The following is a 26400-nucleotide window of genomic DNA, read 5'->3' on the forward strand; positions in this document are numbered from 1 at the left end:
GGCGCGACGTGCACGGGAAGGCGCGTCACGCCCGCGGCATCCGTCGCCGCCTTCTTCGGCGCGTCAGCCGATCTGGCCGCGGATCTCGCCGCTCGGGATGTCACCCGGCTCGCCCGTGACCGGTGCGACGCCGTCGTTCGTGTGGACGTTGACGTATGCGCCGCCCGACTCGATCGCATCGACGAGGTCGGCGAGCGACGCGCCCGCCAGCGGACCGATGAGGTCCGCCGCCGTGATCGTTCCCGTGGCGATCACGCCGCTCGTGCGTCCTCCACCCGGTGCCGCCGGCCCGAACAGGAAGGCGACGACCTGGCCGTTCTGGCCGGCGGGGGCGAGGTGGATGTGGGACGCGACCGGGTTGTCCAGGTTCGCCACGATGAGGCGGTAGTCGAGTTCGGTGCCGTCGGCCGACAGCATGAAGACCGCTTGGCCTCGCGCGAGCGAGTCGTTGGCCGGGGCCTCCTGTGCCGCGGAGAGCGGGGCGGTCCAGGTCGACGGGGACGCCTGGGCGATGCCCGGGCTCAGTGCGGCCGCGACGGCCAGGGCGGCCGCGGCGAGGATCCGGGAGGTTCGCATCATCGGACTCCTGTCTCGAACGTCGCCGACTCCGGTGTCGGCCGACGAGGGCATTCTCCTCGCGCCGAGCGAGCGCCGGAACCCCCAGTCCAGGTCGGCACCACCCGTGCCCCCTCCGCCCGGTCGCACCCGCGTGCGCGCCACGCGCGACGCATCCCTCCGCTCCTTCGCCTTCGGGTCTACCGTGTGCGGCAGGGGAGGCACATGGAATTCGGACCGGTCATCACGAGGGCGGGCGAGGTCATCGACCTCCTCGGCGTGGTCGCGATCGTCGTCGGCGTGCTCTACGCGATGGCGGATGCCGCGATCCGTCGCATCCGGAACCTCGGCCCCGTCTACACGCGGTTCCGTCGCGTGCTCGGCCGCGGCATCCTCATCGGCCTCGAGCTCCTGGTCGCCGCGGACATCATCCGGACGGTCGCGGTCGAGCCGACGCTCGAGTCGGTCGGCGTGCTCGCCCTCATCGTCGTCATCAGGACCTTCCTCAGCTGGTCGCTCGAGGTCGAGATATCCGGCCGCTGGCCGTGGCAGAAGGCGCGGGCCGGCGCGGTGGACGACGATGCGGTCCGAGCGGCGACGGCCGCCGACTGATCGACGCCCGAACCAGCCGTCCAGTCCCACGTTGCTCAGCCCTGCATGCCGGAGTAGCGTGCGGCCATGGAGTGGATGTGGATCGCGATCGGGATCCTCGCCGCCCTGATCGTCCTCGGATTCGTGCTTGCATCGCGCATCCGTCGCGACCGATCGGCAGGAACCGAAGGACCGGATCTGTGGGATGACGCCGACGCGCAGCGTGGGCGAGATGATCCTGAAGTCCGGGAGTGGAGTCACGGCGGACCGTACTGACCTGCCGTCCGAGCCGTCAGCCGTCGAGTGACCAGACCGCCGCGACGGAACGCATCGCGCGACCCTCGGGTGGGCGAAGGTCGACCAGCGCGACTTGGGCGAATCGGATCGAGCGGCCGGGCGGCACCGAGCCGTGCGCGGTGTCGGTCACGTGCGGTCGGTAGTCCGGACGGGCGCGTGCGACGTCGACGTCGGCGTCGCGGAGCGCATCGAGGAGTCGCGTGCGCATCGCTCCGAGCGGGCCGTCGTCGCGGACCAGCGTCACCGGGACGTCGCGGCGTCGACCGAACATCGCACGATCGAAGGCGGTCGCCCGGATCGAACGCCGACCGTGCAGCACCGGTCCGATCAGGTCGGAGACCCATGCCGTGCCGTGATCGGTCTCGAAGGGCTCGACGACCGTGACGTGCAGCGGCCACGACGAGACCGGGAAGCTGCCGCCGACCTCGAGCGGGTCGATCGGCAGCACCACGGCGTAGCGTCCCATGCGGCGAGGCTACGCCGCACGGGACGCCCGCGGGTGTCGGATGCCGGCGTCAGATGCCGGTGTCGCCGAACAGGTCGAGCAGCGCGTCGGGCGCGAACCGCACCTCGACCGACCCCGTCGGGCCGCGGTCGGCGGCGCCGACCCAGAGCCCGGATCCCTCGTGCACGCGCATCCAGCCGTCGCGGAACACGATGTCCGTGCCGACGACGATGCCGATGACGGGCGACTCGCCCGCACGCACGGCGATCGAGCCCTCGATGTCCTGCTCGGCGTGTGCGTCGACGTCCTCGCGCGCCGTGACGCCGACGAGCGGGCGCAGTGCCGGGGTCGCGAAGCCCGGCACGTCGAACGGGCTGCCGGTGGCCGCATCGGCGACGACTCCGACGTGCACGCTCGTCGAGACGAGCGCGGTCTCGGCGCGACCGTCGAGCACGAGGCGACTGCCGACGCGGAAGCGGTAGAACACGCGGCCGTCCGCCGGCGCCGTCGGCAGCACGACCGCGGTGACCCAGTTGCGGGTCCACGCGAGCGGATCCCCGCCGCGGCTCGGCGGGTCGTAGAGGCTCGCGGTGATGCGCACCGCGCCGTCGGTCCGCGTCGGCGCGGCGCGGAGCGAGGTCGGGCGCTCGCCGGCCGGGGCGACCGAGCGCGCCTGCTCGAAGGCGGGCAGGCGCTGGGTGTCCCACTCGCGCAACCAGGACTGGAGGCGCGAGCGGAGTGCGTCGAACGTGGGCTCGGGCGAGGCCGGGGCCTCGTCCTCGACGGTGGCGGGGGTCGCGAGGAGCGCGGCGAGGTCGCGCACGGTCGTCGCGCCGCGGGCGGCGGTCCTGGGAGCGTCGAGCAAGGTCATGATGGTCCTGTCCTCCGGGTGGGTGGCGCGTGCGCGCCGGAAACGCGATGAGGACACGGTACGGACGCGCCGGGGCCCGCGGCATCCGCGCAGGCACCGGGGCGGGGTGGGGGGTGACCCTGAATCCGAGGGTGTGGGATTCCCCTGCTCAGACCAGCAGCTGGTGCTCGGCGAGCTCGCGGTAGAGCGGCACGGTCTCGACGAGTTCGTGGTGCGTGCCCTCGCCGATGACCCGGCCCGCTTCGACGACCACGATGCGGTCGGAGTCCACGACCGTGGAGAGTCGATGCGCGATGACGATGAGCGTGCGCCCGGCGGCGACCGCGTCGATCGCCTCGCGCATCATCCGCTCGTTCACCCCGTCGAGCGAGGACGTCGACTCGTCGAGCAGCAGGATCGGCGGCGCGGCGAGGAGCGCTCGCGCGATCGCGAGGCGCTGGCGTTCACCGCCGGAGAGCATGATGCCGTTCTCGCCGACCTGCGCGTCGAGGCCGGCCGGGTCGCGCTCGAGCACCGTGCCCAGGTTCACGGCCTGGAGCACGTGCTCGCACTCGGCGTCGGTGGCGTCGGGGCTGCCGAGCTTCAGGTTGTCGCGCAGGGTGCCCGCGAGGACCGGTGCGTCCTGCTCGACGTAGCCGATCTGGGCGCGGAGCTCGGAGCGGTCGAGCGAGCGGAGGTCGAGTCCGCCGAGGCGCACGGTGCCGACGCTCGGGTCGTAGAAGCGCTCGATGAGCGCGAGGATCGTGGACTTGCCCGCCCCCGACGGCCCGACGAGCGCGATGCGCCGCCCGCGCGGAACGCTGAAGGAGACCCCTCGCAGCACCGGCTGGCGCTCGGTCACGTCGGGTTCGGGCAGGTGCTCGTCGGGCGACTCGTTGCCCGGGTCGGCCGGGTCGGACGGACGGGTGACCGCGTACGCGAAGTGCACGTCGTCGAACTCGACGGCCGCGGCATCCGGCAACAGGCCCTCGTTGGCCGGACCGACCATGACGGCTCGCGCGGCGAGCTGCCGGTCGTGGGCGTCCTCGTCGGGGAGGTCGAGGATCTCCTGGATGCGACCGAGTGCGCCGAGCGCCTGGTTGACCGACGTGATCGCGCCGAAGGCCTGCCCGAGGGGCAGGATCATCATGAACAGGAACAGGATGAAGGCGACGAGGTCGGCGATCGTGATCGCGCCCGACGCGACCCGGAATCCGCCGACGCCGAGCACGACGAGGAACGACACCTGCATGGCGATGCCCGCGATGGGCACGATGAGCGCCGAGACCCGCGCGACCTTGACGCCCATCTCCCATGCGCCCTCGGCCTCGATCTCGACGTCGCGCACCTCGCGCTCGGTCGCGCCGGCGGCGCGGATCGTGCGGACCGAGGTGATCGCCCGCTCGACGGATGCCGCCACGTCGCCGACCTTCGCCTGGGCGGCGTGCGACGCTTCGCGCACCCGGGTGGAGAGCAGGGTCACGGTCGTGATCGCGACCGTGATGACGAGGACCGTGAGGCCGAGGAGGACCGGGTCGATGACGAGCATCGCGATGATCGCGCCGACGAACGTGACGGCACCGCCGACGGCCTCGACGAGCCCCTGGGTCAGCACGGCGCGCAGCATGGTCGTGTCGCTGCCGACCCGCGAGACGAGGTCGCCGGTCCGGCGCGTGTCGAACTCGGCGATCGGCAGGTGGAGGATCTTCGCGATGAGGCGCCGACGGCTCGAGAGCACGACGCCCTCGCCGGTGCGCTGCAGCAGGTAGTGCTGGTAGCCCGTGATGACCGCGCTCACGACGACGAGTGCGACGAGGGCCCAGACGATGCCGTCGAGCGGATCGTCGGCCTCGACGATGGTGATGACGCGACCCACGAGCAGCGGCTGCGCGAGGCTCGCGATCGCGCCGATGACGGAGAGCACGGCGACGACGATGAGCACCGGCCGGTGCTCGAAGATGAACGGGAGGAGCTGGCGGAAGGTCGCGCGCGGGCCGGCCGGGGTCTCGCCGCGACGGCCGAACGGGATGCGGCGCACCGGCCGCGAGGGTCCGTCGGCCGCGGCGTCGGCGCCGCCTCCTCGCCCCGGCCGGCCGCCGGTCGCGTCGCGTCGGCCGATGAGGGGGATGCTCCCCGTCCGGGCCGCGCGGGCGGCCGCGCGTTCGGCGGCGCGCGCCGCCGAACGGGTGCCGGGTGTGGTCTCGGTGTCGCTCATGAGGTCTTCCTTCGCGGCGCGCGTCGGTGGCGTCCGCCGTCGGGGGATCGCGGGCCGCATTGCAGCATACGTCGCCCGGCTGGGAGCTCCGGCTCCGGCCGGCGCCGCCTGTGGACAGCCCGGCCGTGCCCGGCGGGCCGTCAGTCGTGCGCGACGTCGCCGCCCGGCGACGCGATGACGGATGCCGCGAGCGCATGCCCCGCGACGCACGCCGCCGCGGCATCCGCTCCGGCGATCGCCGCCGTGACGTAGCCCGCCGCGAACGCGTCACCGGCGCCGGTGAGGTCGCGCACGGCATCGACTGGCGGGACGGGGACGCGCGCGACGGGCACCCCGGCGTCGAACACCTCGGTGGGGTGCGGTCCGTGCTTGACCACGACCCGGTGCGCGACGGATGCCGCGACCTCGCCGCCCGCCGCGACGCCCAGCAGCTCGGCCTCGGTCTCGTTGGCGAACAGCACGTCCGGGCGGAGCTCGGCGAACCAGCCGAGCACGCGCTGCACGCCGAGCCCCTCGAGCAGCCCCGTGGACGACGCGTCGATCGACACGCGCGCGCCACGCCCCCGTGCGAGCGCGATCAGGCGCTGGACCTCGTCGCGCATCGACTCGTGCTCGAAGCCGTAGCTCGGAACGTGCAGCCAGGCGACGCCGTCGAGCCAACCCGGCTCGACGTCGGAGAGTTCGGCCGCCGCCGCGCGGTCGGGGAACATCGTGCGCTCGCCGTCGGGGGCGACGACCAGGACGACCGCTCCCGTGCGTCCCTCGCGCTGGACGCGCACGTCGACACCGGCCTCGGCGAGCACCGACACGAGCGCGGCGCCGGCGCCGTCGTCGCCGACCCGGCCGATGAAGCGCGTCGGCGTGCCGGATGCGGCGTGCGCCGCGACGTTCGCGGCGCTGCCGCCGCGCGACCGGAACACCCGCGCCGCCGAGTCGGTCGCGGCCCGGATCGGCTCGGTCGCCCAGACGACGATGTCCTCGAGCAGGTCGCCGACGACGACCAGGAGCTGCGGCTCGCGAGCCCCGGACCCGGCGCCGCGGCGGGCCTCAGCCGGCGAGCTCACGCGCGATCTCCGCTCCGAGCCGGGCGTTGCCGCGGTACACCGCGAGGTTGGCCTCGAGGCTGCGGCCGCCGGTCGCGCGCTGGACGAAGTCGAGCAGGAACGGCGTCGTGTCGTGCCCGGTCACGCCCGCGGCATCCGCCGCGGCGAGCGCCTCCGCGAGGACCCGGGTGTGGACGTCGGGATCGAGCTGGTCGAACTCGGCCACCGGGTTGGCGACGAGCACCGCCGAGGCGAGGCCGAGCTCGTCGCGGGCGCGTGCGACGGCCGCGGCCTCGGCGGCCGACTCGACGCGCGACGGGACCGGGAACCCGGAATCGGCGACGTAGAAGCCGGGGAAGCGGTCGGTCCGGTAGCCGAGCACCGTGATCCCGAGCGTCTCGAGCCGCTCGAGCGTCGCAGCGACGTCGAGGATCGACTTCACCCCCGCGCTGACGACCACGACGGGCGTCGTCGCGAGCGCCGGCAGGTCGGTCGACTCGTCGAAGGTGTCGCTCGCACCGCGGTGCACGCCGCCCAGCCCACCGGTCGAGAACACCCGGATGCCGGCGCGGTGCGCCAGCCACGCCGTCGCCGCGACCGTCGTGCCCGCGTCGAGCCCCGCGGAACGGGCCACCGGGAGGTCGCGCGTGCTCGCCTTGACGACGTGCTCGGCGGTGCAGAGGCGCTCGATCTCCGCGTCGTCGAGGCCGACGATCGCGGTGCCCCCGACGACGCCGATCGTCGCCGGCTCCGCGCCGGCCTCCCGGACCAGCGCCTCGGTCGCGAGGCCCACCTCGAGGTTGCGCGGGCTCGGCAGCCCGTGGGTCAGGATCGTCGACTCGAGGGCGAGCACCGGTCGGCCGGCGTCGACGGCGTCGCGCACGCGGTCGGCGATGCGCAGGGCGGGGGAGCGATCGGGCTGCATGCGCCTCATCGTATGTCCGCGTGTGACGGCGACCCGCGACATCCGTCATGCCCGGGCGTATCGTCGCCTGCACGAACCGACCGACCGAGGAGCACGCCATGTCGCCGCAGAACCCGCACGCCGCCGCCGAGTCCCGCACGGGCCTCGCGATGGGCATGCGCGGCTGCGTCGAGGGCGAGTCGTGCGGCTCCGATCGGCCCGGTCACGGACTGCACCCGATGCAGGACCGGCTCTCGCGCATCGTCGCGAGCCGGTGGACCGACGCGGTCGTCGTCGCGACGGCGTCGGACGGGTTCGTCGAGCTCGTCGACCTCGAGGGCGGCGCGCACCGGGTGTGGAACCACGGCGCCCTCACGGGGCGGCTCGCAGTCGGCGACCCGGTCGCGCTGCACCCCGTGTACGGCGTGCTGGCGCGCGGGGACGACCGCTACAGCGTCGCCGCCGTCTGACGCACGCGACGCGGCCGCTCGGGCCGCGTCGACGTGATGCGCGCGTCAGCTCGCCGGCATCATCTCCCTCATCGCGCCCATCATCTTCTCCATGGCCATGACCGCCTGGTCGCAGGCCATCGCGCACATGCGGCAGTGCTCGTGCATGTCGGCGTGCATCATGCACTCCGCAGAGCACGCGCGGCACATCGTGATGCAGGTCTCCATCATCGACATCATGACCTGCATGTCGTACCCGGTGGTGCGGAGCATCATCCGCATCATCGTGTCGCACACGTCGGCGCAGTTCGCGCACATCGCGCCGCACCGGCCCAGGCCCTCGCCGGCATCGGCGTCGGCGCACATGACGCACGCCTGCATGCACGCGGAGAGGGCCTCCATACACTCCTGCATCATCGACATGTCCATGTCCTTCATGGGCATGTCCGACGCCGACATGGCGCCCTTCATCATGTCCATCGTCGTGTTCATCCCGCACCTCGCCGTCTCCGAGGAGCCGGGTGTCGGTGGTGCCGGCGCTGGGACCCGGCGACCCTCTCGAGCCGAATGCTACGCCGCGACCTCCGCGCCGAGAAGGGGGAGGAGCCGACCGTCACGCGCACGGAACAGGGCGGATGCCGCGCACGGGCGCGTCATGGTCCGTCGCCGATTTCGACGACTCGGAGCGGTCGCGTAAGGTTAGCCTTACCTTTCCGTCGATCCGGCGGATGCGACCCCCGAACCGGACACGTGCCATGACCATGCTGCTGACCAGGACCGAGCCCGCGCTCGACCTGCTCGGCGGCGACCCCTCCGCCCCCGCCCTCGTCACGCCGTCGTCGCGAGTGGACTACGGCGAGCTCCGTGATCGGATCGAGGACCGCCGCAGCGCGCTCGGCGGAGGGCGCCGCCTGGTGTTCCTCTCGGGTGCCAACACCGTCGAATCCGTCGTCACCTACCTCGCCGCACTCGCAGCCGGCCATCCCGTGCTGCTCCTGCCGACGGGCGTCGAGGGTGCGGCGCTCGACGCCCTCGTCGCACGCTACGCGCCCGACGTGATGGTCCGCGCCGACGCACGCGGGTTCGAGCTGACGGACCTCCGCGCCGGCCCGCGGCACGCGTTCCACCCCGGACTCGCGCTGCTCGCGAGCACGTCGGGGTCGACCGGTTCGCCCAAGCTCGTCCGGCTCTCCCGCACGAACGTGACCGCGAACGCGCGGAGCATCGCCGACTACCTCGACCTCGCGCCCGGCGACCGTGCCGCGACGACGCTGCCGCTCGGCTACTGCTACGGGCTCTCGGTCGTCAACAGCCACCTCGTCGCGGGCGCCAGCCTCCTGCTCACCGACCGGTCCGTCGTCGAGCCGGCCTTCTGGGACGAGTTCGCGGCCCTCGGCGCGACCTCCTTCGCCGGCGTCCCCTACACCTACGACCTCCTCGAGACCACGGACTTCGCGCGCCGCGACCTGCCCGACCTCCGCTACGTCACGCAGGCCGGAGGCCGGCTCGCCCCCGACCGGGTCCGAGCGCTCGCCCGCCTCGGGCGCGAGCGCGGGTTCGACCTCTTCGTCATGTACGGCCAGACCGAGGCGACCGCGCGCATGGCCTACCTGCCGCCAGACCTCGCCGAGGCGGCCGCCGGTGCGATCGGCGTGCCGATCCCGGGCGGGTCGTTCCGCATCGACGAGCGCGTCGACGGCGCGGCGCCGGGCGAGGGCGAACTCGTCTACACCGGACCGAACGTCATGATGGGGTACGCCGAGACGTCCGCCGATCTCGCTCGCGGCCCCGAACTCGACGAACTGCGGACGGGCGACCTCGCCCGGCGCCGAGCGGACGGCCTGGTCGAGATCACCGGGCGGCTCAGCCGCTTCGTCAAGAGCTTCGGCCTGCGCCTCGACCTCGACCGGATCGAGCGGATGCTCGCCGCCGACGGACTCGAGGCGCGCACGGTCGCGCTCGACGAGCGGCTCGCGGTGTTCGTGCGCCACGACCGGTTCATCGAGACCGCGCGCGCCGAGGTCGAGCGCGCCACGCAGCTCCCGGCGCACGCCTTCGACGTGCACGCCCTCGCCGAGTTCCCGCGCACCGCCAACGGCAAGCCCGACCATGCCGCGCTCCGCGCGCACGCGGCGCTGCTCCGGGCGACGGATGCCGCCGCGCCCGAAGCCCTGGACGTCCCGGCGACGGCCGCCGAGCTCCGCGACGTCTACGCCGAGCTCCTCGGCCGTCCCGATGCGACCGAGGACGACAGCTTCGCGTCGCTCGACGGGGACTCGTTGAACTACGTCGAGCTCGCGCTGCGCCTCGAGGAGCGGATCGGCGTGCTTCCCGCCGACTGGCCGAGCCGGAGCATCCGCTCGCTCGTCGCGCCGGAGCCCGACGCGCCGCCGGCCGCCGCACCCGGCGGGCCCGACACGACGCCGTCCGATGCGCTTTCGGCTCGCGCGGCAGCACGGGCAGGGGTGACGGCCCTCCGACCCCGGCGCATCGCACGGCTCGAGACGTCCGTGGTGCTTCGCGCGCTCGCGATCGTGCTGATCGTCGCGACGCACGCCGACGTCGTGCAGCTCAAGGGCGGAGCGCACCTGCTGCTCGCGGTCGCGGGGTTCAACCTCGCCCGATTCCGCTTCGCTGCGCCCGCTGCGCCGATCGCCGGCGAACGCACCGAACGCCGCCGACGCGTGCGCGGCCTGCTTCGCAGCGCGGCGCTCATCGCCGTGCCCGCAGTGCTCTGGATCGGCGGGGTCGCACTCATCGCCCGCACGTACGATCCGGCCACGGTGCTGCTCTCGAACTGGCTCGTACCGGGTGCGACCGGCTGGAGCGAGCAGTGGCAGTTCTGGTTCCTCGAGGCGCTCGTGTGGTCGATCGTCGGGCTGGCCGCGGTCTTCGCCGTCCCCGGCCTCACCAGGCTGGAGCGGCGCTTCCCGTACGCGTTCGCGCTGACAGTGCTCGGCATCGCACTCGCGGTGCGCTACGCGGTCTCGGGCGGGATCACCCCCTCGTCTCCGCTGCGCTACGCGCTGCCCGCCATCGCGTGGCTCATCGCCCTCGGCTGGCTCGTCGCCCGGTCGACGTCCGTGCCGCGCCGGGTGGTGGCGAGCGCGATCGTGCTCGCGACGGTGCCGGGCTTCTTCGGCGATCCGGTTCGCGAGGGGATCGTCGTCATCGGGCTCGCACTGCTGATCTGGGTGACGAGCCTGCCGGTTCCGGTCGTGATCACGGGCGCGCTCGGCGCCGTGGCATCCGCCTCGCTGTTCGTCTACCTCACCCATTGGCAGGTGTACCCGCCAATCGAGGAGTGGTCGCCGCCCCTCGCGATCGTCGCGTCGTTCGCGATCGGCCTCGTCGCGTGGTGGGCCTGGGGCCGGGCGACGAAGTGGCTGGTCGCCGCGCGGCGGCGCACGCGCACTGGACGCTGATCGCCGGGCGCCGTTCCCCGAGCTCAGCCGCGCAGCGCCCGGAGGGTGTTCGCCGTCGCGATCGCGGCCTCCGCGGCCTCGCGGCCCTTGTCCTCCTTCGACCCGGGCAGGCCGGCCCGATCGAGGCCCTGCTGCTCGTCGTCGAGGGTCAGCACGCCGAAGCCGACGGGCTTGCCCGTGTCGAGTGCGACGCGGGTGAGGCCGTCGGTCGCGGCCGACGAGACGTACTCGAAGTGCGGCGTGCCGCCGCGGATGATGACGCCGAGCGCCACGACGGCGTCGGCCCCCGCCTCGAGCGCCGCCTTCGACACCACCGGGAGCTCGAAGCTGCCCGGTACGCGCACCAGCTCGAACGCGGCGCCCGCCGCTTCGAGGGTGCGCGTCGCGCCCGCGATGAGCCCGTCGGTGATCTCGTCGTGCCAGCTCCCGGCGACGATCACGACGCGGAGGCCCTCTCCGTCCACGTCGAATTCGGGTGATCCGGTGCCGCTCATGATGCGTGTCCCTTCAGCAGTTCCTCAGCGGCAGCATCGGTCAGCTGCCGGTCGTCGATGGCGTGTCCCATGCGGGTGCGCTTGGTCTCGAGGTAGCCGGCGTTCACCGCGCCGACGCCCACCACGAGGGGGAGGCGGTCGGCGATCCGGATGCCGTGGGCCTCGAGCTGGTGCACCTTCTCGGGGTTGTTGGTGAGCAGGCGCACGCGCTCGATCCCGAGGTCGTCGAGGATCGCGCTCGCCGCCGTGTAGTCGCGCGCGTCGATCGGCAGGCCGAGCGCCACGTTGGCGTCGAGCGTGTCGAGGCCGCCCTCCTGGAGCCGGTAGGCGCGCAGCTTGTTGATGAGCCCGATCCCGCGGCCCTCGTGGCCGCGGAGGTACACGACCACGCCGCCCCGGTCGGCGATCGTCGACAGCGCCGCGTCGAGCTGGGGGCCGCACTCGCACTTGAGCGAGCCGATCGCCTCGCCCGTCAGGCACTCGGAGTGCACGCGCGTGATCGCTCCGGCGGGGTCGGCCGCGGGGTCGCCGGCGATGATCGCGAGGTGGTCGGCACCCGTGTTGCGGTCGCGGTACGCGCGCACGCGGAACATCCCGTGCATGGTCGGCAGGTTCGTCTCGACCTCGAACTGCACCCGGGCCGACTCGTCGATCGAGGCGGGGGACTCGCCGGCCGCGAGGTCCTGCCCGCCGTGGCGTGCGCGGAGCCAGTCGACGAGTGCGGCGACCGTCGTCACCGGCAGGCCCTCGCGCTCGCCCAACTCGATCAGGCCGGGCAGGCGCATCATCTCGCCGTCGTCCTCGACGAGTTCGCCGATCACGCCGACGGGGGAGAGGCCGGCGAGGCGCATGAGGTCGACCGCGGCCTCGGTGTGGCCCGCACGCTCGCGGACGCCGCCGTCCACCGCGCGGAGCGGGAGGATGTGCCCGGGGCGGATGAGCGTGTCGGGCGTCGAATCGGGGTCGGCGAGCACGCGCAGGGTGTGGGCCCTGTCGGATGCCGAGATGCCCGTCGAAGTGCGGTCCGCCGCATCCACCGAGACGGTGTACGCGGTGCCGCGCGCGTCCTCGTTGCGTTCGACCATGAGCGGCAGGCCGAGCCGGTCGGCGAACGAGTTCGGCATCGGCGCGCAGAGGTAGCCGCTCGTGTTCCGGACCATCCAGGCGATCCACTCGCGGGTCGCGAACTCGGCTGCCATGATCGCGTCGCCCTCGTTCTCGCGCGCTTCGTCATCGGCGACGATGACGGGCTTGCCGGCGCGGAGCGCGTCGAGCACCTCGGGGATCGTGGCGAGGCTCATCGGTCGCCTCCGATCGACGAGGACGCCGGGTCGTCCGCGCGGACCTCCCGGCCCGCCCCGCCCGGCTCGGCGAGCGAGGAGGGCAGGGCGTGGTGGGCGTCCAGGCGCAGCATCCGCTGGACATGACGGGCGAGCACGTCGGTCTCGAGGTTCACCCGGTCACCCGGTGCGAGCGATCCGAGCGTCGTCGCCGTGAGGGTCTCGGGGATGAGCGAGACCTCGAACCACGACCCCTCCGGCTCGTCGCCGAGGCCGCTGACGGTGAGCGAGACGCCCTCGACGGCGATCGACCCCTTGTCGACCACGAGCGCGGCGAGGCTCGCGGGGAGGGAGAAGCGCACCACGCGCCACGCGTCGCCCGGGACGACCTGGAGCACCTCGGCGGTGCCGTCGACGTGCCCCTGCACGATGTGGCCGCCGAGCCGATCGCCTACGAGCGCCGCGCGCTCGAGGTTGACCCGTCGACCCGCCGCCACGGTGTCGAGCGTCGACATCGCGAGCGTCTGCGCCATCACGTCGGCGGTGAACGTCTCGTCGGATGCGTCGACGACGGTGAGGCACACGCCCGAGACCGCGATCGAGTCGCCGTGGCGGACGCCCTCGACCACCTTCGGCCCGCGGACCGTCACGCGCATGACGTCGGCGGCCGGCTCGACGCGGGTGACCTCGCCGAGCTCCTCGATGATTCCGGTGAACATGTCAGACCCTCTCTCGGGTGGTGGTCTCGGGGTGCGCGGCCGTGTCGGGCCGGGCGACGACGAGGACGTCGTCGCCGAGTCGCACCAGTTCGGTGATGTGGAAGCGATGCGCCTCGGCGATCGTGCCGACGCCGATGTCGCCGATCGCGGCGCGCGGCCCGCCGATGACGGCGGGTGCGAGGTAGACGAGGAGGTCGTCCGCGAGGCCGGCGGCGAGGAACGCGCTCGCGAGCGTCGGCCCGCCCTCGACGAAGAGCGAGCGGATGCCGCGTCGCTGGAGCTCCGCCAGGTCGTCGGAGAGTGCGGTGCCGGCCAGCCTGATGGGCTCGATCGGATGCCGCAGCACGGACGCGTCGGCGGGGATCGCACGCGTGCCGAAGACGACCGGGACCGGCTGGTCGTCGAGGAGTCCTCCATCGTCGTCGCGCGCGGTGAGCGCGGGGTCGTCCGCGAGCACGGTGCCCGTGCCGACGGCGATCGCGTCCGCGACCGCCCGGCGGCGATGCACGTCGGCACGCGCCTCCCGGCCGGTGATCCACCGGCTCGTGCCGTCCGCGGCGGCGATCCGGCCGTCGAGGCTCGACGCCCACTTGACCGTGACGCGCGGCCTGCGCTCGCGGGCGGCGAAGAGCCAGTCCTCGAGGAACGCCTCCACCTCGTCGGCGAGCACGCCGCCGACGACCTCGACGCCGGCCTCGCCGAGCGTTCGCGCGCCGCCCGCCGAGTGGGGCCCGGGGTCGTCGACCGCGTAGACGACCCGCGCGACGCCCGCCTCGACGAGTGCTCCGGCGCACGGACCGGTGCGGCCGACGTGGTTGCACGGCTCGAGCGTGACGACCGCGGTCGCGCCGCGCGCGCCGCCCGGTGCCAGCTTGGCGAGCGCGTCGACCTCCGCGTGCGCGGTGCCCGCGCCACGGTGCCAGCCCTCGGCGAGCACGTCGCCGCCGGGGGAGAGGATGACGCACCCGACGCGGGGGTTCACGCCCCTCGCCGGTCCGCGTTCCGCGAGCTCCAGCGCCCGACGCATCGTCGCGGCATCGGTCGCCGCCCGCGTGACCGTGGTCATCGCCTGTCGCCTGCCTTCCAGGCTCCGGGGCGCCCGGGCATCGCCGGACCGGTCGACCACGCGCATGGCGTCGCCGACACGTGCTGCCTCCCATCCGGACTTTCACCGTCGGTACCGGAATTCCACCGGATCAACCGTCCGCGCGTGACCGGGTGGTCACACGCTCGCGGCTCGCGGACTTTCACCGCCGGTTCGGACTTGCACCGACCCCGGAGCACGTTACGTGTTCGATTCTAGGTCAACGTCCCGGGGCGCCGGGTATTCCCGCAGCCCCCGGGGCCGGGACGCGCGCACGTGGGTGCCTCGCGCGGTTCAGCGGCAGGCGGTGGATGCCTGGATCTGCGCGTCGCTCGGCCGGCCGTACGCCTCGATGCCCGCGCCGGGCAGGTCGTAGCCCATGCCGATCGCCCAGGCGGTCGCCCAGATCTCGTGGTCGCCCGCGAACTCGGGTCCGTCGAAGATCGTCGCGCACGCCTCGCGGAGCACCTGCACGTGGCCGACCTCGTGCACGACGACGGCCTTGGCGTTCTCGTCGAAGTACCACGCCTCCTCGATGCTGTGGGTCAGGGAGATGAGTCCCCAGCCGTCGCCGTCGACGTCCTCGAAGAACTCGGCCGTGCCCGAGTAGTACCCGTCGCTGGAGAAGCCGCCCACCTCGTCGGCCCAGACGACGTCGAACGGGACGTCGAAGGCGATGGACCTGGCGAACGACTCGATCTCGGCCCGGAGGGGGAACTCGGCCAGGCGCGTGACCTCGGCGGCATGCGACGCCCGCAGTTCGTCGACCGCGGACGCGAGGTCGGCGAACCGGCTCGAGTCGCCGGACGAGATCGTGGGGGAGTGCCGGAGCTCGGCGACGGCTTCCTCCACTGCGACGCGCGAGGCGACGGTCGCCGACGGGTTCTGCTCGAGTGCGGCGACGGCGCGCGCCTCGGTCCCGGCGATGAGCGCCTCGGCGGCGTCGGCGATCGCCAGGTTGCCCTCGGCGACCACGTCGCGCGCGGCGCCGTAGCGGGCGGCGGCGTCCTCGCGGGCGGGGACGAGGTCGATCATGCTCAGGAGGTCGGCGTACCGCTCCCATGCGGGCGCGAAGGCGACGGGGTCGCCGATCGCGGCGATTCCCGGGCTCCTCGGTCGTTCGGCGAGGATCGCCCGCGCCTCGGCGATGCGCTCCTCGAGGTTCGCGCGGTCCTCCTCGGCGACGAGGTCGCCGACCGCGATCCCGACGAGGGCGTCGCCGCGGTCGATCGCGCTCTCGGCCCGTTCCGTCGTCTCGCGGTAGTCGGCGGCGGCCTCGTCGTATGCGGCGTCGGCGGCGGCCCACATGGGCCACATCTCCGCGTGGACGGCCGTCGCGATGAGCTGGTGGCCGATCGCCCACGCGGCGATGACGGCGGCGATGGCGCCTGCAGCGGCGAATCCGCTCATGCGCCGAGGGGCGCGGGGCTCACGCGATTCGGACGGGACCATGACGAACTCGACCGGGCCGTCGGGCATGGGCAGGCCGGCGGCGGGCGGGAGCCCGTCCCACGGGGGCGGACCCGCGGCCGGGTCGCCGGTGGGCTCCGGGGCGTCGGGGTCGTGCATGCGGTCCTCTCGCGCGCCGATGATCAGGCAGTCGCGAAGGCAAACCTACCCTGCAGTTCCGCGGTTCGGGATCACGATTCCATCGCGGTGCGACTCAGTCGGCCCGGTCGTCCCCGGCGTCGTCGACGGGCCGCTCGACCAGGCGCCGGGCCGTTCCCTCGTCGACGATCAGGTCCGTGATCAGGCCGGCCGCGAGCGCGCCGGTGAGGCCGGGGAGCTTCGCCTGGCCGGAGACCACGCAGATCCGGCGCGGCGCCCGGCGGAGCACGGCGAAGTCCGGTCCGGTCGCGCGGGAGTTCAGCGGGATCCCGTCCGTCGAGCCGTCGGCCCGGTAGAACACGGTGGCGACGTCGCCGACGACGCCGTCGCGAGAGAGCGCCTCGTAGTCGGCGCGCTCCAGGTAGCCGCCCTGGTAGACGTGGCTCGGCACCTCGGCGAACGGCGAGCCGATGCCGAAGATGGCGACGTCCATCGACGCCTGCAGGTCGAGCAGGCGGCGCGTGCTCCGCTCGCGCCAGAACGCCTGCTTCGTGGCGGGGTCGTCGAAGAACGCCGGCACGGGGAACTGCTGCACGCGCGCGCCGAACGCGTCGCCGAAGCGGCGCAGCAGCTCCGAGGCGTACAGGATGCCCGTCGTGCGGAGGTTGCCCGCGCCGTTCAGCTGCACGATCTCGGAGTTGTGCGTCGCCTTGGGGGCGAGGTGGCGGCTCATGGCGCTCATGGTGGAGCCCCACGCCACGCCGATGGTCTGGTTCGAGTCGATGAACCGGCTGAGAATCCGTGCAGCCGAGAGCGCGACGCGCTCCAGCCGGTCGACGTCGCTCGCGTGGTCGGGCACCGGGACGACGTGCGCCGAGACCTCGTGGCGCTCCAGGATCTCCTGCTCGAGTCGGCTCGGCAGGTCGAGGGGGGAGTGGATCGAGATCTCGACGAGCCCGGTCGCACGGGCGTGGCTCAGCAGGCGTGACACCGAGGATCGCGAGGTGTGCAGTTCCTTCGCGATGGCGTCCATGGTGAGGTCCTGCAGGTAGTACAGGTGCGCGGCCCGAAGCGCGTCCCGCGTCTTCCCGGTGGGCAGCTCGCCTCCCGCGGCCGGGCCCGCGGCGTCCGTCACGACCATGGAACTCTCCCTGCACGTTTGTTCATTCGGCTTGCAAGCATGTTCAACGATGCCCACGATGTATTCATCCACAGCCGGGCGGTCCACGCAAGCCCGGCGTGACCAGCTCGAAAGGACAGCGATGTCGCCCACCACGTCGCCGACGACGAACCGCCCCACGCCCGCCTCCGGCGCCCGCGCCGAGATCGCCGCGCTGCGCGCCCGACCCGCCGCCCAGGTCGTGATCATCGGCGGCGGCATCAACGGCATCGCCACGTTCCGCGACCTCGCGCTGCAGGGCGTCGACGTCGTGCTCGTCGAGCGCGACGACTTCGTCTCGGGTGCCTCCGCCGCCTCGAGCCACATGATCCACGGCGGCATCCGATACCTCGAGAACGGCGAGTTCCGCCTCGTGCAGGAGTCGGTCCAGGAGCGCAACGGCCTCATCCGGATCGCACCCCACTACGTCAAGCCGCTGCAGACGACCGTGCCGATCTTCTCGACGTTCTCCGGCATCCTCTCCGCCCCGCTCCGCTTCCTGACGCACCGGCAGGGCAAGCCCACGGAGCGCGGCGCGGCGCTCATCAAGGCCGGCCTCACGATCTACGACGCGTTCTCGCGTGACGGCGGCTCGGTGCCGCGGCACCGGTTCCTCGGCGCGAAGCGGTCGCGCGCCGAACTCCCCGCACTGAACCCCGGCCTCAAGTACACGGCGACCTACTACGACGCGAGCATGCACGACCCCGAGCGACTGGCGCTCGACGTGCTGCACGACGGACTCGCCGCCGGGGCGCACGCGCGCGCCGCGAACTACCTCGAGGCCGTGGGCCTCGGCGCCGACGGCGTGCGCGTCCGCGACGGCGTGACGGGAGAGGAGTTCGACCTCGCCGCCGACGTCGTCGTCAACACGTCGGGACCCTGGACCGACCTCACGAACGCGCAGCTCGGTCGCGACACCCGCTTCATGGGCGGCACCAAGGGGTCCCACATCGTGCTCGACAACGACGAGCTCCTCGCCGCCACCGGCGGGCGCGAGATCTTCTTCGAGCACGAGGACGGCCGCATCGTGCTGATCTACCCGCTCAAGGGCCGCGTGATGGTCGGCACGACCGACCTCGAGCACGACATGCGCACGCCCGCGGTCTGCACGGAGGAGGAGGTCGACTACTTCTTCGACCTCGTCGCGCACGTTTTCCCAGGCATCCGGGTCGACCGCTCGCAGATCGTCTTCCGCTTCTCCGGCGTGCGGCCGCTGCCCAGGCACGACGACACCCAGCCCGGCTTCGTCAGCCGCGACTACCGCATCGAGCGGGCGGAGGTCGCCGAACGACCCGGCACGACGCTGCTCAGCCTGGTCGGCGGCAAGTGGACCACGTTCCGTGCGCTCGCGGAGCACCTCGCCGATGACGTCCTCGGCCTCGTGGGCCGCGACCGCGTCCTGTCCACCAAGGGCCTGCCGATCGGCGGCGGCGCCGGCTACCCGACGACGGATGCCGCGCGGCTGGTGTGGGTCGTCGGGCACGGCGACGGCGTGGGCCGAGAGCGGGCCGAGCAGCTGCTCGAGCGCTACGGCACGCGCGCCGCGCAGATCATCGAGGCGATCGAGGGCGCCGCCGAGACGCCCCTCGCAGACGCGCCCGACTATTCGCGCGAGGAGGTCGCCTGGCTCGCCGCGAACGAGCGCGTCGTCCACCTCGCTGACGTCCTGCTCCGCCGCACGAGCCTCGCGTTCACGGGTGCCGTGACCGCACCCCTGCTCGACGAGCTCGTCGCCGTCGTGGGCGACGTCCTCGGCTGGGACGCCCAGACCCGATCCGTCGAGGTCCGACTCGCGCGCGCGGTGCTCGCCGAGCGTCACGGCGTGATCCTCGAGGAGCTCGCCGCGCAGTGAAATCTGCACGGATGTGCATGTGGAACCGCCGCTGACCGGCCGATTCCGCGGGTACGTTTCATCCGGGCCGCCCCGGCGCGGCCCTCAGCGGCAGCCCGCCCCCGGGCCGCCCGGTCCTACCCAGAAAGGTCAACGTGGACAATCTCGGAGTGCTGTTCCTCTCGGAACTCGTCGGTACCGCCATGCTCGTGCTGCTCGGCTGCGGCGTCGTCGCGAACGTCGCCCTCGCCAAGACGAAGGGCTTCAACGGCGGGTTCCTCATGGTGAACATCGGCTGGGGCCTCGCGGTCTTCGCCGGCGTCATCGTCGCCTACGCCTCGGGCGCGCACATCAACCCCGCCGTCACCCTCGGCCTGGTCGCCAACGGCGCGACCGAGTTCGGGAACCCCGCATTCGGCACGACGGTGCCCGTCACTGTCGTCAGCGTGCTCACGTTCATCGGCGCGCAGCTGATCGGCGCGATCCTCGGTGCCGTCATCGTCTGGCTCGGGTACAAGCAGCACTTCGACGGTGAGCCGGAGAGTGCGACCAAGCTGGCCGTGTTCTCGACGGGTCCGGCGATCCGGTCGTACGGCTGGAACCTGGTGACCGAGATCATCGGCACCTTCGTGCTCGTGTTCGTCGTCATCGGCTTCGGCCGCAACGGCGACGCCTCCGGCCTGGCCGCGCTCGGCGCGCTGCCCGTGGCCCTGCTGGTCATCGGTATCGGCGCCTCCCTCGGTGGCCCGACCGGCTACGCGATCAACCCGGCCCGTGACCTCGGGCCGCGCATCGCGCACGCCATCCTCCCGATCGCCGGCAAGGGCAGCAGCGACTGGTCGTACTCCTGGGTCCCGGTCGTCGGCCCCATCATCGGCGGCGTACTCGCCGGATGGGCCGCGCTCGTCGCCCTCCCGGTGCTCGGCTGATCCGACCCACCCCACCACCTCCACCCATCCATCACTGACAGCAATGGAGTTCTCAGATGGCTGACTACGTCCTCGCGATCGACCAGGGCACGACCTCGTCGCGCGCGATCATCTTCGACAAGCACGGATCGATCGTCTCGACCGGGCAACTCGAGCACGAGCAGATCTTCCCCAAGGCGGGCTGGGTCGAGCACGACCCGAAGGAGATCTGGAAGAACACCCGCGAGGTGATCGGCCAGGCGCTCGGCAAGGCCGACCTGACCCGCCACGACATCGCCGCGGTGGGCATCACGAACCAGCGCGAGACTGCCGTGGTCTGGGACAAGAACACCGGCGAGCCGGTCTACAACGCGATCGTCTGGCAGGACACGCGCACGCAGCCCATCGTCGACCGCCTCGCGGCCGACGGCGGCGTCGAGCGCTTCAAGGCCAAGGTCGGCCTCCCGCTGGCCACCTACTTCTCGGGCACCAAGATCGTCTGGATCCTCGAGAACGTGCCCGGCGCGCGCGAGAAGGCCGAGGCCGGCGACCTGCTCTTCGGCACGACCGACAGCTGGGTGCTGTGGAACCTGACCGGCGGCGTCGACGGCGGCGTGCACGCGACGGATGTCACCAACGCGAGCCGCACCCTGTTCATGGACCTCGAGACCCTGGAATGGGACGACGAGATCCTCGGCATCTTCGGCGTCCCGCGCTCGATGCTCCCGGCGATCAAGTCCTCCTCGGAGGTCTACGGCACCGTCGAGTCCTCGAGCCTGCTCCGCGAGACGCCCATCGCGGGCATCCTCGGCGACCAGCAGGCGGCGACCTTCGGCCAGGCGGCGTTCGATGCCGGCGAGGCGAAGAACACCTACGGCACGGGCAACTTCCTGATCTTCAACACCGGCGAGGAGATCGTCCACTCGAAGAACGGGCTGCTCACGACCGTCGGATACAAGCTGGGCGACCAGCCCGTGCACTACGCCCTCGAGGGATCCATCGCGGTCACCGGTTCGCTCGTGCAGTGGCTGCGCGACAACCTCGGGCTCATCTCCTCGGCACCCGAGGTCGAGGAACTCGCGAAGACCGTCCAGGACAACGGCGGCGCGTACTTCGTCCCGGCGTTCTCGGGGCTCTTCGCCCCGTACTGGCGTCCGGACGCGCGCGGTGCGCTCGTGGGCCTCACCCGCTACGTGAACAAGGGGCACATCGCGCGGGCGGCACTCGAGGCGATCGCGTTCCAGACGCGCGACGTCGTCGAGGCCGTGAACGCCGATGCGGGGATCGACCTCACGGAGCTGCGCGTCGACGGCGGCGCGACGGCCAACGACACGCTGCTGCAGTTCCAGGCCGACATCCTCGGCGTGCCCGTGGTGCGTCCGGTCGTCGCCGAGACGACCGCGCTCGGCGCCGCCTATGCGGCGGGCCTCGCGGTCGGCTTCTGGGCCGACCTCGACGACCTCGCCAAGAACTGGCAGGAGGACCGTCGCTGGGAGCCCTCGATGGACGAGGCCGAGCAGGGGCGCCTCGTGCGCAACTGGAAGAAGGCCGTCACGAAGACCCTCGACTGGGTCGACGACGACGTCCGCTGACGCGAGCGCTCGCTCGCCGAGGGTGAGCGGATGACACGGGCCGGGGTGCACGGGAAGGCACCCCGGCCCGTTGCCGTCCCGATGCGGGTGCGCGGCTCAGGCGAACCGGCCGGCCAGCAGCGGTGCGAGCTCGGCGAGGGTGCGGATCTCCACGACGCCCGCGGCTTCGGCATCCGCCGCCTCGGGCTCGGCCGGTCGCCCACCCGAGCGGTTGAGCCACACCCCGACCAGCCCGGCCTCGGCCGCGCCGATCGCATCGGTCCGCAGTCGGTCGCCGACGTACGCGGCGCCCGAGACCGCGCCGCCCGCGGCGAACCGCGCGACCGCGACCTCGAAGATGCGGCGATCCGGCTTGGTCACGCCCTCGGCGCCGGATGCCACGAGGTGCTCGATCCGACCCGGATGACCGACCTCGAGGCCGAGTCGCACGAGCTTCGCGAGCTGGAAGTCGTGCTCGCCGTTCGTGATGATGCCGAACCGCACCCCCGGCAGCGCTGATTCGAGCGCATCGAGCGAGGTCATGACGTCGTCGTGCAGCGCCCACGACTCGCGGTAGCGCTCGAAGTACGTCGCGAACCAGGCGCCGGCCGACTCGTCGTCGATCGGGTCGCCGTGCGCACGGGCGAACTCGGCGGCACGCGCCCGCCGCTGCTCCTCGAACGTCAGCTCACCGGCGAGGTAGGCGTGGTAGTGCCGTTCCTCGAGCTCGTGCCACAGCGACTGCGCCGCGGCCTCGTCGGCGGCGTAGCCGCGGTCCCGCAGGTGCAGGACGATGCCCGACGCGACCGCCTCGCGGTGCGCCATGAGCGTGTCGTCGAGGTCGAACAGCACGACCGGGCGCCCTTCGCCCGCCGCCTCGTCGTCGTTCGCCGAGGCTGCCGTGTCGGAGCGCTCCACGCCCGTCACGCCCGGCGGAGGAACCCGACCCGGTCGTACACGGTCGCGAGCGTCCGCTCAGCGCGCTCCGACGCCTTGTCGGCGCCCATCGCCAGGAGCCGGTCGAGCTCGGCCGGATCCTCCATGAGCTCGAGCGTGCGCTCCCGGATCGGCGCGACCCGCTCCACGACGACCTCGGCGAGGTCCTTCTTGAGGTCGCCGTAGCCCTTGCCGTCGTACTCGGCCTCGAGCTCGGGGATCGAACGGCCCGTCACCGTCGCGTAGATGTCGAGCAGGTTCGCGATGCCGGGCTTGGCCCGGGGGTCGTATCGGATCTCCCGCTCCGTGTCGGTCACCGCGCTCCGGATGCGCTTGGCGATGACCTTCGGGTCGTCCATCAGGTTGATCAGCCCGTTCGGGCTCGCCGCCGACTTCGACATCTTGGAGGTGGGCTCCTGGAGGTCGTAGATACGGGCGGACTCCTTCGGGATCATCGCCTCGGGCACGACGAACGTCTCGCCGTAGCGCGAGTTGAACCGGCCCGCGAGGTCGCGCGTCAGCTCGAGGTGCTGGCGCTGGTCGTCGCCGACGGGTACGAGGTGGGTGCCGTAGAGCAGGATGTCGGCGGCCATCAGCACCGGGTAGGTGAACAGTCCGACCGTCGTGGACTCCGCCCCGTACCGCGCCGACTTGTCCTTGAACTGGGTCATCCGGCTCGCCTCGCCGAAGCCCGTGAGCGTGCCGAGCACCCAGGCGAGCTCGGCGTGCGCGGGCACGTGCGACTGCACGAACAGGGTCGAACCCGCGGGATCCACGCCCGCGGCGAGGTACTGCGCCGCCGTGCGGCGGGTCGCCTCGCGGAGCGTCGCCGGGTCCTGCGTCACGGTGATCGCGTGGAGGTCGACGACGCAGTAGATCGGGTCGTGGTCCTCCTGCAGGGCGACCCAGTTGACCAGGGCGCCCAGGTAGTTGCCGAGGTGCAGGGAGTCGCCCGACGGCTGCATGCCGGAGAAGACGACGGGGCGTGCGGTGTTCATCGTGGTGTCAGGGTCCTTCGGTCTCAGATGGCGTAGTCGACGACGACGGGAGCGTGGTCGGACCATCGCTCGTCGTACGCGTCGGCGCGGTCGACCGCGTAGGAGACCATCGTGTCGGCCAGCGCCGGCGTCGCGAGCTGGTAGTCGATGCGCCATCCGCTGTCGTTGTCGAACGCCTTGCCGCGCCACGACCACCACGTGTAGGGGCCGGGGACCTCGCCGGCGGAGCGTCGCCCGAGGTCGACCCAGCCGAGCCCGGCGCCGGCGTTGTAGCCGTCCTCGCCCTCTGCTCCCATGAAGCGGTCGAAGTAGGCGCGCTCCTCGGGGAGGAAGCCGGCGCGCTTGACGTTGCCCTTCCAGTTCTTGATGTCGAGGGTGCGGTGGCCGACGTTCAGGTCGCCGACGACCACGGCGAGCTCGTGCGTGGCGAGCTGCGACATCCGCTCGCTCATCGCGTCGAGGAAGCGGTACTTGTCGACCTGCTTCGGCGTCTCGGCCTCGCCGGAGGGCACGTAGCAGCTGACGACGGTCACGATGCGGCCGTCGACCTCGTAGTCGGCCTCGAGCCAGCGACCCGCCGTGTCGTGGTCCTCCGCGCCGAGTTCCACGCGGTGGATGTGCGCGCCGGCACGGCTCGCGATCGCGACGCCCGCGCGACCCTTCGCGGTGGCCGGGTCGTGGAGAATGCTCCACTCGTCGCCGAGGAGCGCCGACAGGTCGTCGGTGGACGCCCGCACCTCCTGCATCGCGAGGATGTCGACGTCGCGGGCGGCGAGCCAGTCGCCCATGCCGCGTCGGAACGCCGCCCGGACCCCGTTCACGTTGGCGCTGACGATCCGGAGCGGGGAGGCGGAGGGCATGCCTACGATCCTAGGCGAGCCCACCCCCACGGCCGTTCCCGTTCCGCCACGGGTGCGGCTTCGTCGGCGGGGGCGGCGGGGCGGATGCCTCGAGCTGGTCGAGATCCCGCCGAGCCCGCGCGAGCCGCCGGCTCGTGGGCACGCGCTCGTACCAGCGCGCCGTGTCGGCGGCCGTCCGTGCCTCCCGCACACGGATCCTCGCGGCCGTGAGGAGCGCCTGGTACTCGCGCTGGCGGCGCTCGGCCTCGAGCTGCTCGGCGGACACCCGCCGCAGCGACTCGTTGCGGTCCGCCGCCTCGACCGCGATCCACGCCGCCGCCACGAGGATGATGATGCTCGCGATCCGGAACCAGAGCAGGAGTGCGACGATGACGGTGAACGTCGCGAGGAGCGGGTTGCTCCCGGCCCACGACAGGACCCATCCACCGAGCATCTGGAGCACGCTGAGCGCGGCGGAACCGAGCAGCGAACCGGTCCACATCCGGCGCCAGGGCATCTCCGCGCCTGAGAGGAATCGGAACATCACGGCGAGCGCGAGCGTGTCGATGACGAACACGACGACGATCGCCCCGAACTGCAGGCCGAGCCGCACGACGGCCGACTCCGTCGTGAGGTCGATGCCGAGCAGTCCGAACAGCCAGTCGAGGAATCCCGTGGCGACGATCGAGAGGACCGCGGCGATGAGGATGGCGACGCCGAACATGAACGCCGCGGCGAAGTCGCGCGCCTTGAGGTAGAGGTACGCGCGATCGTCCTTCGGGAGGAGGAAGATGCTCCGAACGGCCATGCGGGCGTAGGTGACCCACCCGATGGCGGTCCAGATCAGGCCGCCCAGGGCGACGGCGCCGGTCCAGCCGAACAGGCTGGTGCTCGCAGTCGCGGCCGCCTGCAGGTCCTCGGTGCTGATCACGCCGTTCGGGCCGACGAGGCCGGGCGCGTAGGTGTTGATGAGGAGCAGGAGCGCGTTCAGCGTCTCCTCGTCTCCCAGCAGCCAGATCCCCGCGACGGCGAACACGACGTAGATGGCCGCGAACACCGCGAACAGCGACTGGTAGCTCATCCCAGCCGTGAGCAGGAAGCCGTTCCGGGCGAGGAAGTGGCGCCAGACGCGCACCGGGAAGAGCGCCATCGTCCACTGGGTGAACTGCTCGGCGCGGGAGATCGGCTCGTCGAAGCGCTCCAGGATCGGCGCGCTCGCGGCTTCGATCCGGTCGCGGACGCGCAGGGTCGTGGGTGGCCGTCCGGCGGGCACGCCGTTGCCGGCGGCCGCGCCGGGAGGCACGACGCCGTCGGATGGCGCGGAACCGCCGTCGCGTCCCCGTCCGCGATCGCTCACGGACTCACCCTAGCGAGCGGATGCCGCGAGCCGGATCACCCCGCGCCCGCTCCTGAGGTCGACGGGGCCGGCCGCCGAGACGGCGGAGGGGCCGGTGCGACGCGCACCGGCCCCTCCGCTCCGCGGGAATCCGTCAGGGCGTTCCGCGGAGGATGGCCTGCTTGACCTCGGCGATCGCCTTGGTCACCTCGATGCCGCGCGGGCACGCGTCGGTGCAGTTGAAGGTCGTGCGGCAGCGCCAGACGCCCTCCTTGTCGTTCAGGATGTCGAGGCGCACCTTCGCCTCCTCATCGCGCGAGTCGAAGATGAAGCGGTGCGCGTTCACGATCGCGGCCGGGCCGAAGTACTGGCCGTCGGTCCAGAACACGGGGCACGACGAGGTGCACGCGGCGCAGAGGATGCACTTCGTGGTGTCGTCGAAGCGGGCTCGCTCGGCGACCGACTGCACGCGCTCCTTGCCGGCGACCGGCGCGGAGCTCGCCTGGAGGAAGGGCTGCACCTCGCGGAAGCTCGCGAAGAACGGCTCCATGTCGACGACGAGGTCCTTCTCGAGGGGAAGGCCCTTGATCGCCTCGACGTAGATGGGCTTCGAGATGTCGAGGTCCTTGATCAGCGTCTTGCAGGCCAGGCGGTTGCGACCGTTGATGCGCATCGCATCGGAGCCGCAGATGCCGTGCGCGCAGGAGCGGCGGAAGGTCAGCGAGCCGTCCTGCTCCCACTTGATCTTGTGCAGGGCGTCGAGCACCCGGTCGGTCGGGTACATCTCGACGTCGAAGTCCTGCCAGCGCGGCTCCGAGTCGACCTCGGGGTCGAAGCGGCGGATCAGGAACGTGACGGTGAAGGACGGCGTCGCGGCGTCCGCCGAGCCCGTCGACGTGTTCTCGAGCGTGGCGGTCGTCACG

25 protein-coding genes and 1 riboswitch are annotated in these 26400 nt (G+C 72.4%); of the genes, 7 read left to right on the forward strand and 18 right to left on the reverse strand.

The features are described 5' to 3' along the window. Window positions 1-63: 63 nt before the first annotated feature. Window positions 64-579: a CHRD domain-containing protein gene (locus ACFVHK_RS03735; RefSeq protein ID WP_376927664.1), complete on the reverse strand. Its 516-nt coding sequence runs from the start codon at window positions 577-579 to the stop codon at window positions 64-66. 201 nt (window positions 580-780) lie between these two features. Between ACFVHK_RS03735 and ACFVHK_RS03740 the strand changes: the two genes are divergently transcribed. Beyond that, on the forward strand, window positions 781-1167 hold the full coding sequence (locus ACFVHK_RS03740) for a DUF1622 domain-containing protein (protein ID WP_376927665.1): 387 nt from the start codon (window positions 781-783) through the stop codon (window positions 1165-1167). A gap of 66 nt (window positions 1168-1233) precedes the next feature. Beyond that, a complete protein-coding gene (locus tag ACFVHK_RS03745; RefSeq protein ID WP_376927666.1) occupies window positions 1234-1422 on the forward strand; it encodes a hypothetical protein in 189 nt (62 codons plus the stop codon). A gap of 16 nt (window positions 1423-1438) precedes the next feature. On the opposite strand, the gene ACFVHK_RS03750 is transcribed toward ACFVHK_RS03745, so the two are convergent. The 5 genes from ACFVHK_RS03750 to ACFVHK_RS03770 all read right to left on the reverse strand — a co-directional run bounded on the left by ACFVHK_RS03750 (window position 1439) and on the right by ACFVHK_RS03770 (window position 6921). After that, window positions 1439-1909: a 2'-5' RNA ligase family protein gene (locus ACFVHK_RS03750; protein ID WP_376927667.1), complete on the reverse strand. Its 471-nt coding sequence runs from the start codon at window positions 1907-1909 to the stop codon at window positions 1439-1441. A gap of 49 nt (window positions 1910-1958) precedes the next feature. Continuing rightward, on the reverse strand, window positions 1959-2759 hold the full coding sequence (locus ACFVHK_RS03755) for a hypothetical protein (RefSeq protein WP_376927668.1): 801 nt from the start codon (window positions 2757-2759) through the stop codon (window positions 1959-1961). 148 nt (window positions 2760-2907) lie between these two features. Further along, on the reverse strand, window positions 2908-4953 hold the full coding sequence (locus ACFVHK_RS03760; RefSeq protein ID WP_376927669.1) for an ABC transporter ATP-binding protein: 2046 nt from the start codon (window positions 4951-4953) through the stop codon (window positions 2908-2910). Window positions 4954-5093: 140 nt separating this feature from the next. Then, window positions 5094-6017 (reverse strand): carbohydrate kinase family protein, encoded by a 924-nt coding sequence (locus ACFVHK_RS03765; RefSeq protein WP_376927670.1) that lies wholly within the window; start codon window positions 6015-6017, stop codon window positions 5094-5096. Continuing rightward, window positions 6001-6921: a pseudouridine-5'-phosphate glycosidase gene (locus tag ACFVHK_RS03770; protein ID WP_376927671.1), complete on the reverse strand. Its 921-nt coding sequence runs from the start codon at window positions 6919-6921 to the stop codon at window positions 6001-6003. Before ACFVHK_RS03770 ends, ACFVHK_RS03765 begins: the two co-directional genes overlap by 17 nt. A gap of 98 nt (window positions 6922-7019) precedes the next feature. Between ACFVHK_RS03770 and ACFVHK_RS03775 the strand changes: the two genes are divergently transcribed. Further along, on the forward strand, window positions 7020-7370 hold the full coding sequence (locus tag ACFVHK_RS03775) for a hypothetical protein (RefSeq protein WP_376927672.1): 351 nt from the start codon (window positions 7020-7022) through the stop codon (window positions 7368-7370). Between the two features lie 45 nt (window positions 7371-7415). On the opposite strand, the gene ACFVHK_RS03780 is transcribed toward ACFVHK_RS03775, so the two are convergent. Further along, window positions 7416-7841 (reverse strand): hypothetical protein, encoded by a 426-nt coding sequence (locus tag ACFVHK_RS03780; protein WP_376927673.1) that lies wholly within the window; start codon window positions 7839-7841, stop codon window positions 7416-7418. Window positions 7842-8104: 263 nt separating this feature from the next. Between ACFVHK_RS03780 and ACFVHK_RS03785 the strand changes: the two genes are divergently transcribed. Next, on the forward strand, window positions 8105-10774 hold the full coding sequence (locus ACFVHK_RS03785) for an AMP-binding protein (RefSeq protein WP_376927674.1): 2670 nt from the start codon (window positions 8105-8107) through the stop codon (window positions 10772-10774). A gap of 23 nt (window positions 10775-10797) precedes the next feature. Here the strand turns inward: ACFVHK_RS03785 and ribH are convergent, their stop codons facing one another. The 6 genes from ribH to ACFVHK_RS03815 form a co-directional block, all read right to left on the reverse strand. Then, complete coding sequence (gene ribH, locus ACFVHK_RS03790) at window positions 10798-11268, reverse strand: 6,7-dimethyl-8-ribityllumazine synthase (protein WP_129235564.1); 471 nt, start codon at window positions 11266-11268, stop codon at window positions 10798-10800. Continuing rightward, window positions 11265-12569, reverse strand: coding sequence for a GTP cyclohydrolase II (gene ribA / locus ACFVHK_RS03795; protein WP_129235565.1), 1305 nt, complete (start codon window positions 12567-12569; stop codon window positions 11265-11267). Before ribA ends, ribH begins: the two co-directional genes overlap by 4 nt. Continuing rightward, window positions 12566-13267 (reverse strand): riboflavin synthase, encoded by a 702-nt coding sequence (locus ACFVHK_RS03800; RefSeq protein ID WP_376927675.1) that lies wholly within the window; start codon window positions 13265-13267, stop codon window positions 12566-12568. The genes ribA and ACFVHK_RS03800 overlap by 4 nt, the downstream gene beginning before the upstream one ends. A 1-nt stretch (window position 13268) precedes the next feature. Continuing rightward, complete coding sequence (ribD, locus tag ACFVHK_RS03805) at window positions 13269-14333, reverse strand: bifunctional diaminohydroxyphosphoribosylaminopyrimidine deaminase/5-amino-6-(5-phosphoribosylamino)uracil reductase RibD (RefSeq protein WP_376927676.1); 1065 nt, start codon at window positions 14331-14333, stop codon at window positions 13269-13271. Window positions 14334-14409: 76 nt separating this feature from the next. Beyond that, a riboswitch (FMN riboswitch) is annotated at window positions 14410-14555 on the reverse strand. A 90-nt stretch (window positions 14556-14645) separates the two neighbouring features. Next, the gene (locus tag ACFVHK_RS03810) at window positions 14646-15920 is read right to left on the reverse strand and encodes a hypothetical protein (RefSeq protein ID WP_376927677.1); all 1275 of its coding nucleotides are present in this window, start codon (window positions 15918-15920) and stop codon (window positions 14646-14648) included. 94 nt (window positions 15921-16014) lie between these two features. Further along, entirely contained in the window at window positions 16015-17040 is a 1026-nt protein-coding gene (locus ACFVHK_RS03815) for a sugar-binding transcriptional regulator (RefSeq protein ID WP_376927678.1), read from the reverse strand. Window positions 17041-17161: 121 nt separating this feature from the next. Here ACFVHK_RS03815 and ACFVHK_RS03820 point away from each other — a divergent pair, with 121 nt between their 5' ends. The 3 genes from ACFVHK_RS03820 (at window position 17162) to glpK (ending at window position 21389) form a co-directional block, all read left to right on the forward strand. Further along, the gene (locus ACFVHK_RS03820) at window positions 17162-18910 is read left to right on the forward strand and encodes a glycerol-3-phosphate dehydrogenase/oxidase (RefSeq protein ID WP_376927679.1); all 1749 of its coding nucleotides are present in this window, start codon (window positions 17162-17164) and stop codon (window positions 18908-18910) included. A gap of 134 nt (window positions 18911-19044) precedes the next feature. After that, on the forward strand, window positions 19045-19818 hold the full coding sequence (locus ACFVHK_RS03825) for an MIP/aquaporin family protein (protein ID WP_376927680.1): 774 nt from the start codon (window positions 19045-19047) through the stop codon (window positions 19816-19818). Window positions 19819-19874: 56 nt separating this feature from the next. Continuing rightward, window positions 19875-21389, forward strand: coding sequence for a glycerol kinase GlpK (gene glpK / locus ACFVHK_RS03830; RefSeq protein WP_376927681.1), 1515 nt, complete (start codon window positions 19875-19877; stop codon window positions 21387-21389). Between the two features lie 96 nt (window positions 21390-21485). Here glpK and ACFVHK_RS03835 read toward each other — a convergent pair whose 3' ends face one another. The 5 genes from ACFVHK_RS03835 to ACFVHK_RS03855 form a co-directional block, all read right to left on the reverse strand. Then, the gene (locus tag ACFVHK_RS03835) at window positions 21486-22286 is read right to left on the reverse strand and encodes an HAD family hydrolase (protein WP_376927682.1); all 801 of its coding nucleotides are present in this window, start codon (window positions 22284-22286) and stop codon (window positions 21486-21488) included. A 5-nt stretch (window positions 22287-22291) separates the two neighbouring features. After that, complete coding sequence (gene trpS, locus ACFVHK_RS03840; protein ID WP_376927683.1) at window positions 22292-23302, reverse strand: tryptophan--tRNA ligase; 1011 nt, start codon at window positions 23300-23302, stop codon at window positions 22292-22294. A 23-nt stretch (window positions 23303-23325) separates the two neighbouring features. After that, window positions 23326-24162, reverse strand: coding sequence for an exodeoxyribonuclease III (locus ACFVHK_RS03845; protein WP_376927684.1), 837 nt, complete (start codon window positions 24160-24162; stop codon window positions 23326-23328). 10 nt (window positions 24163-24172) lie between these two features. Further along, the gene (locus ACFVHK_RS03850) at window positions 24173-25498 is read right to left on the reverse strand and encodes a YihY/virulence factor BrkB family protein (protein ID WP_376927685.1); all 1326 of its coding nucleotides are present in this window, start codon (window positions 25496-25498) and stop codon (window positions 24173-24175) included. A gap of 133 nt (window positions 25499-25631) precedes the next feature. Continuing rightward, window positions 25632-26399 (reverse strand): succinate dehydrogenase iron-sulfur subunit, encoded by a 768-nt coding sequence (locus ACFVHK_RS03855; protein ID WP_376927686.1) that lies wholly within the window; start codon window positions 26397-26399, stop codon window positions 25632-25634. Between the last annotated feature and the right edge of the window lies 1 nt (window position 26400).

Source organism: Agromyces binzhouensis (genome assembly GCF_042672355.1).
Taxonomy (GTDB): Bacteria; Actinomycetota; Actinomycetes; order Actinomycetales; family Microbacteriaceae; genus Agromyces; species Agromyces binzhouensis.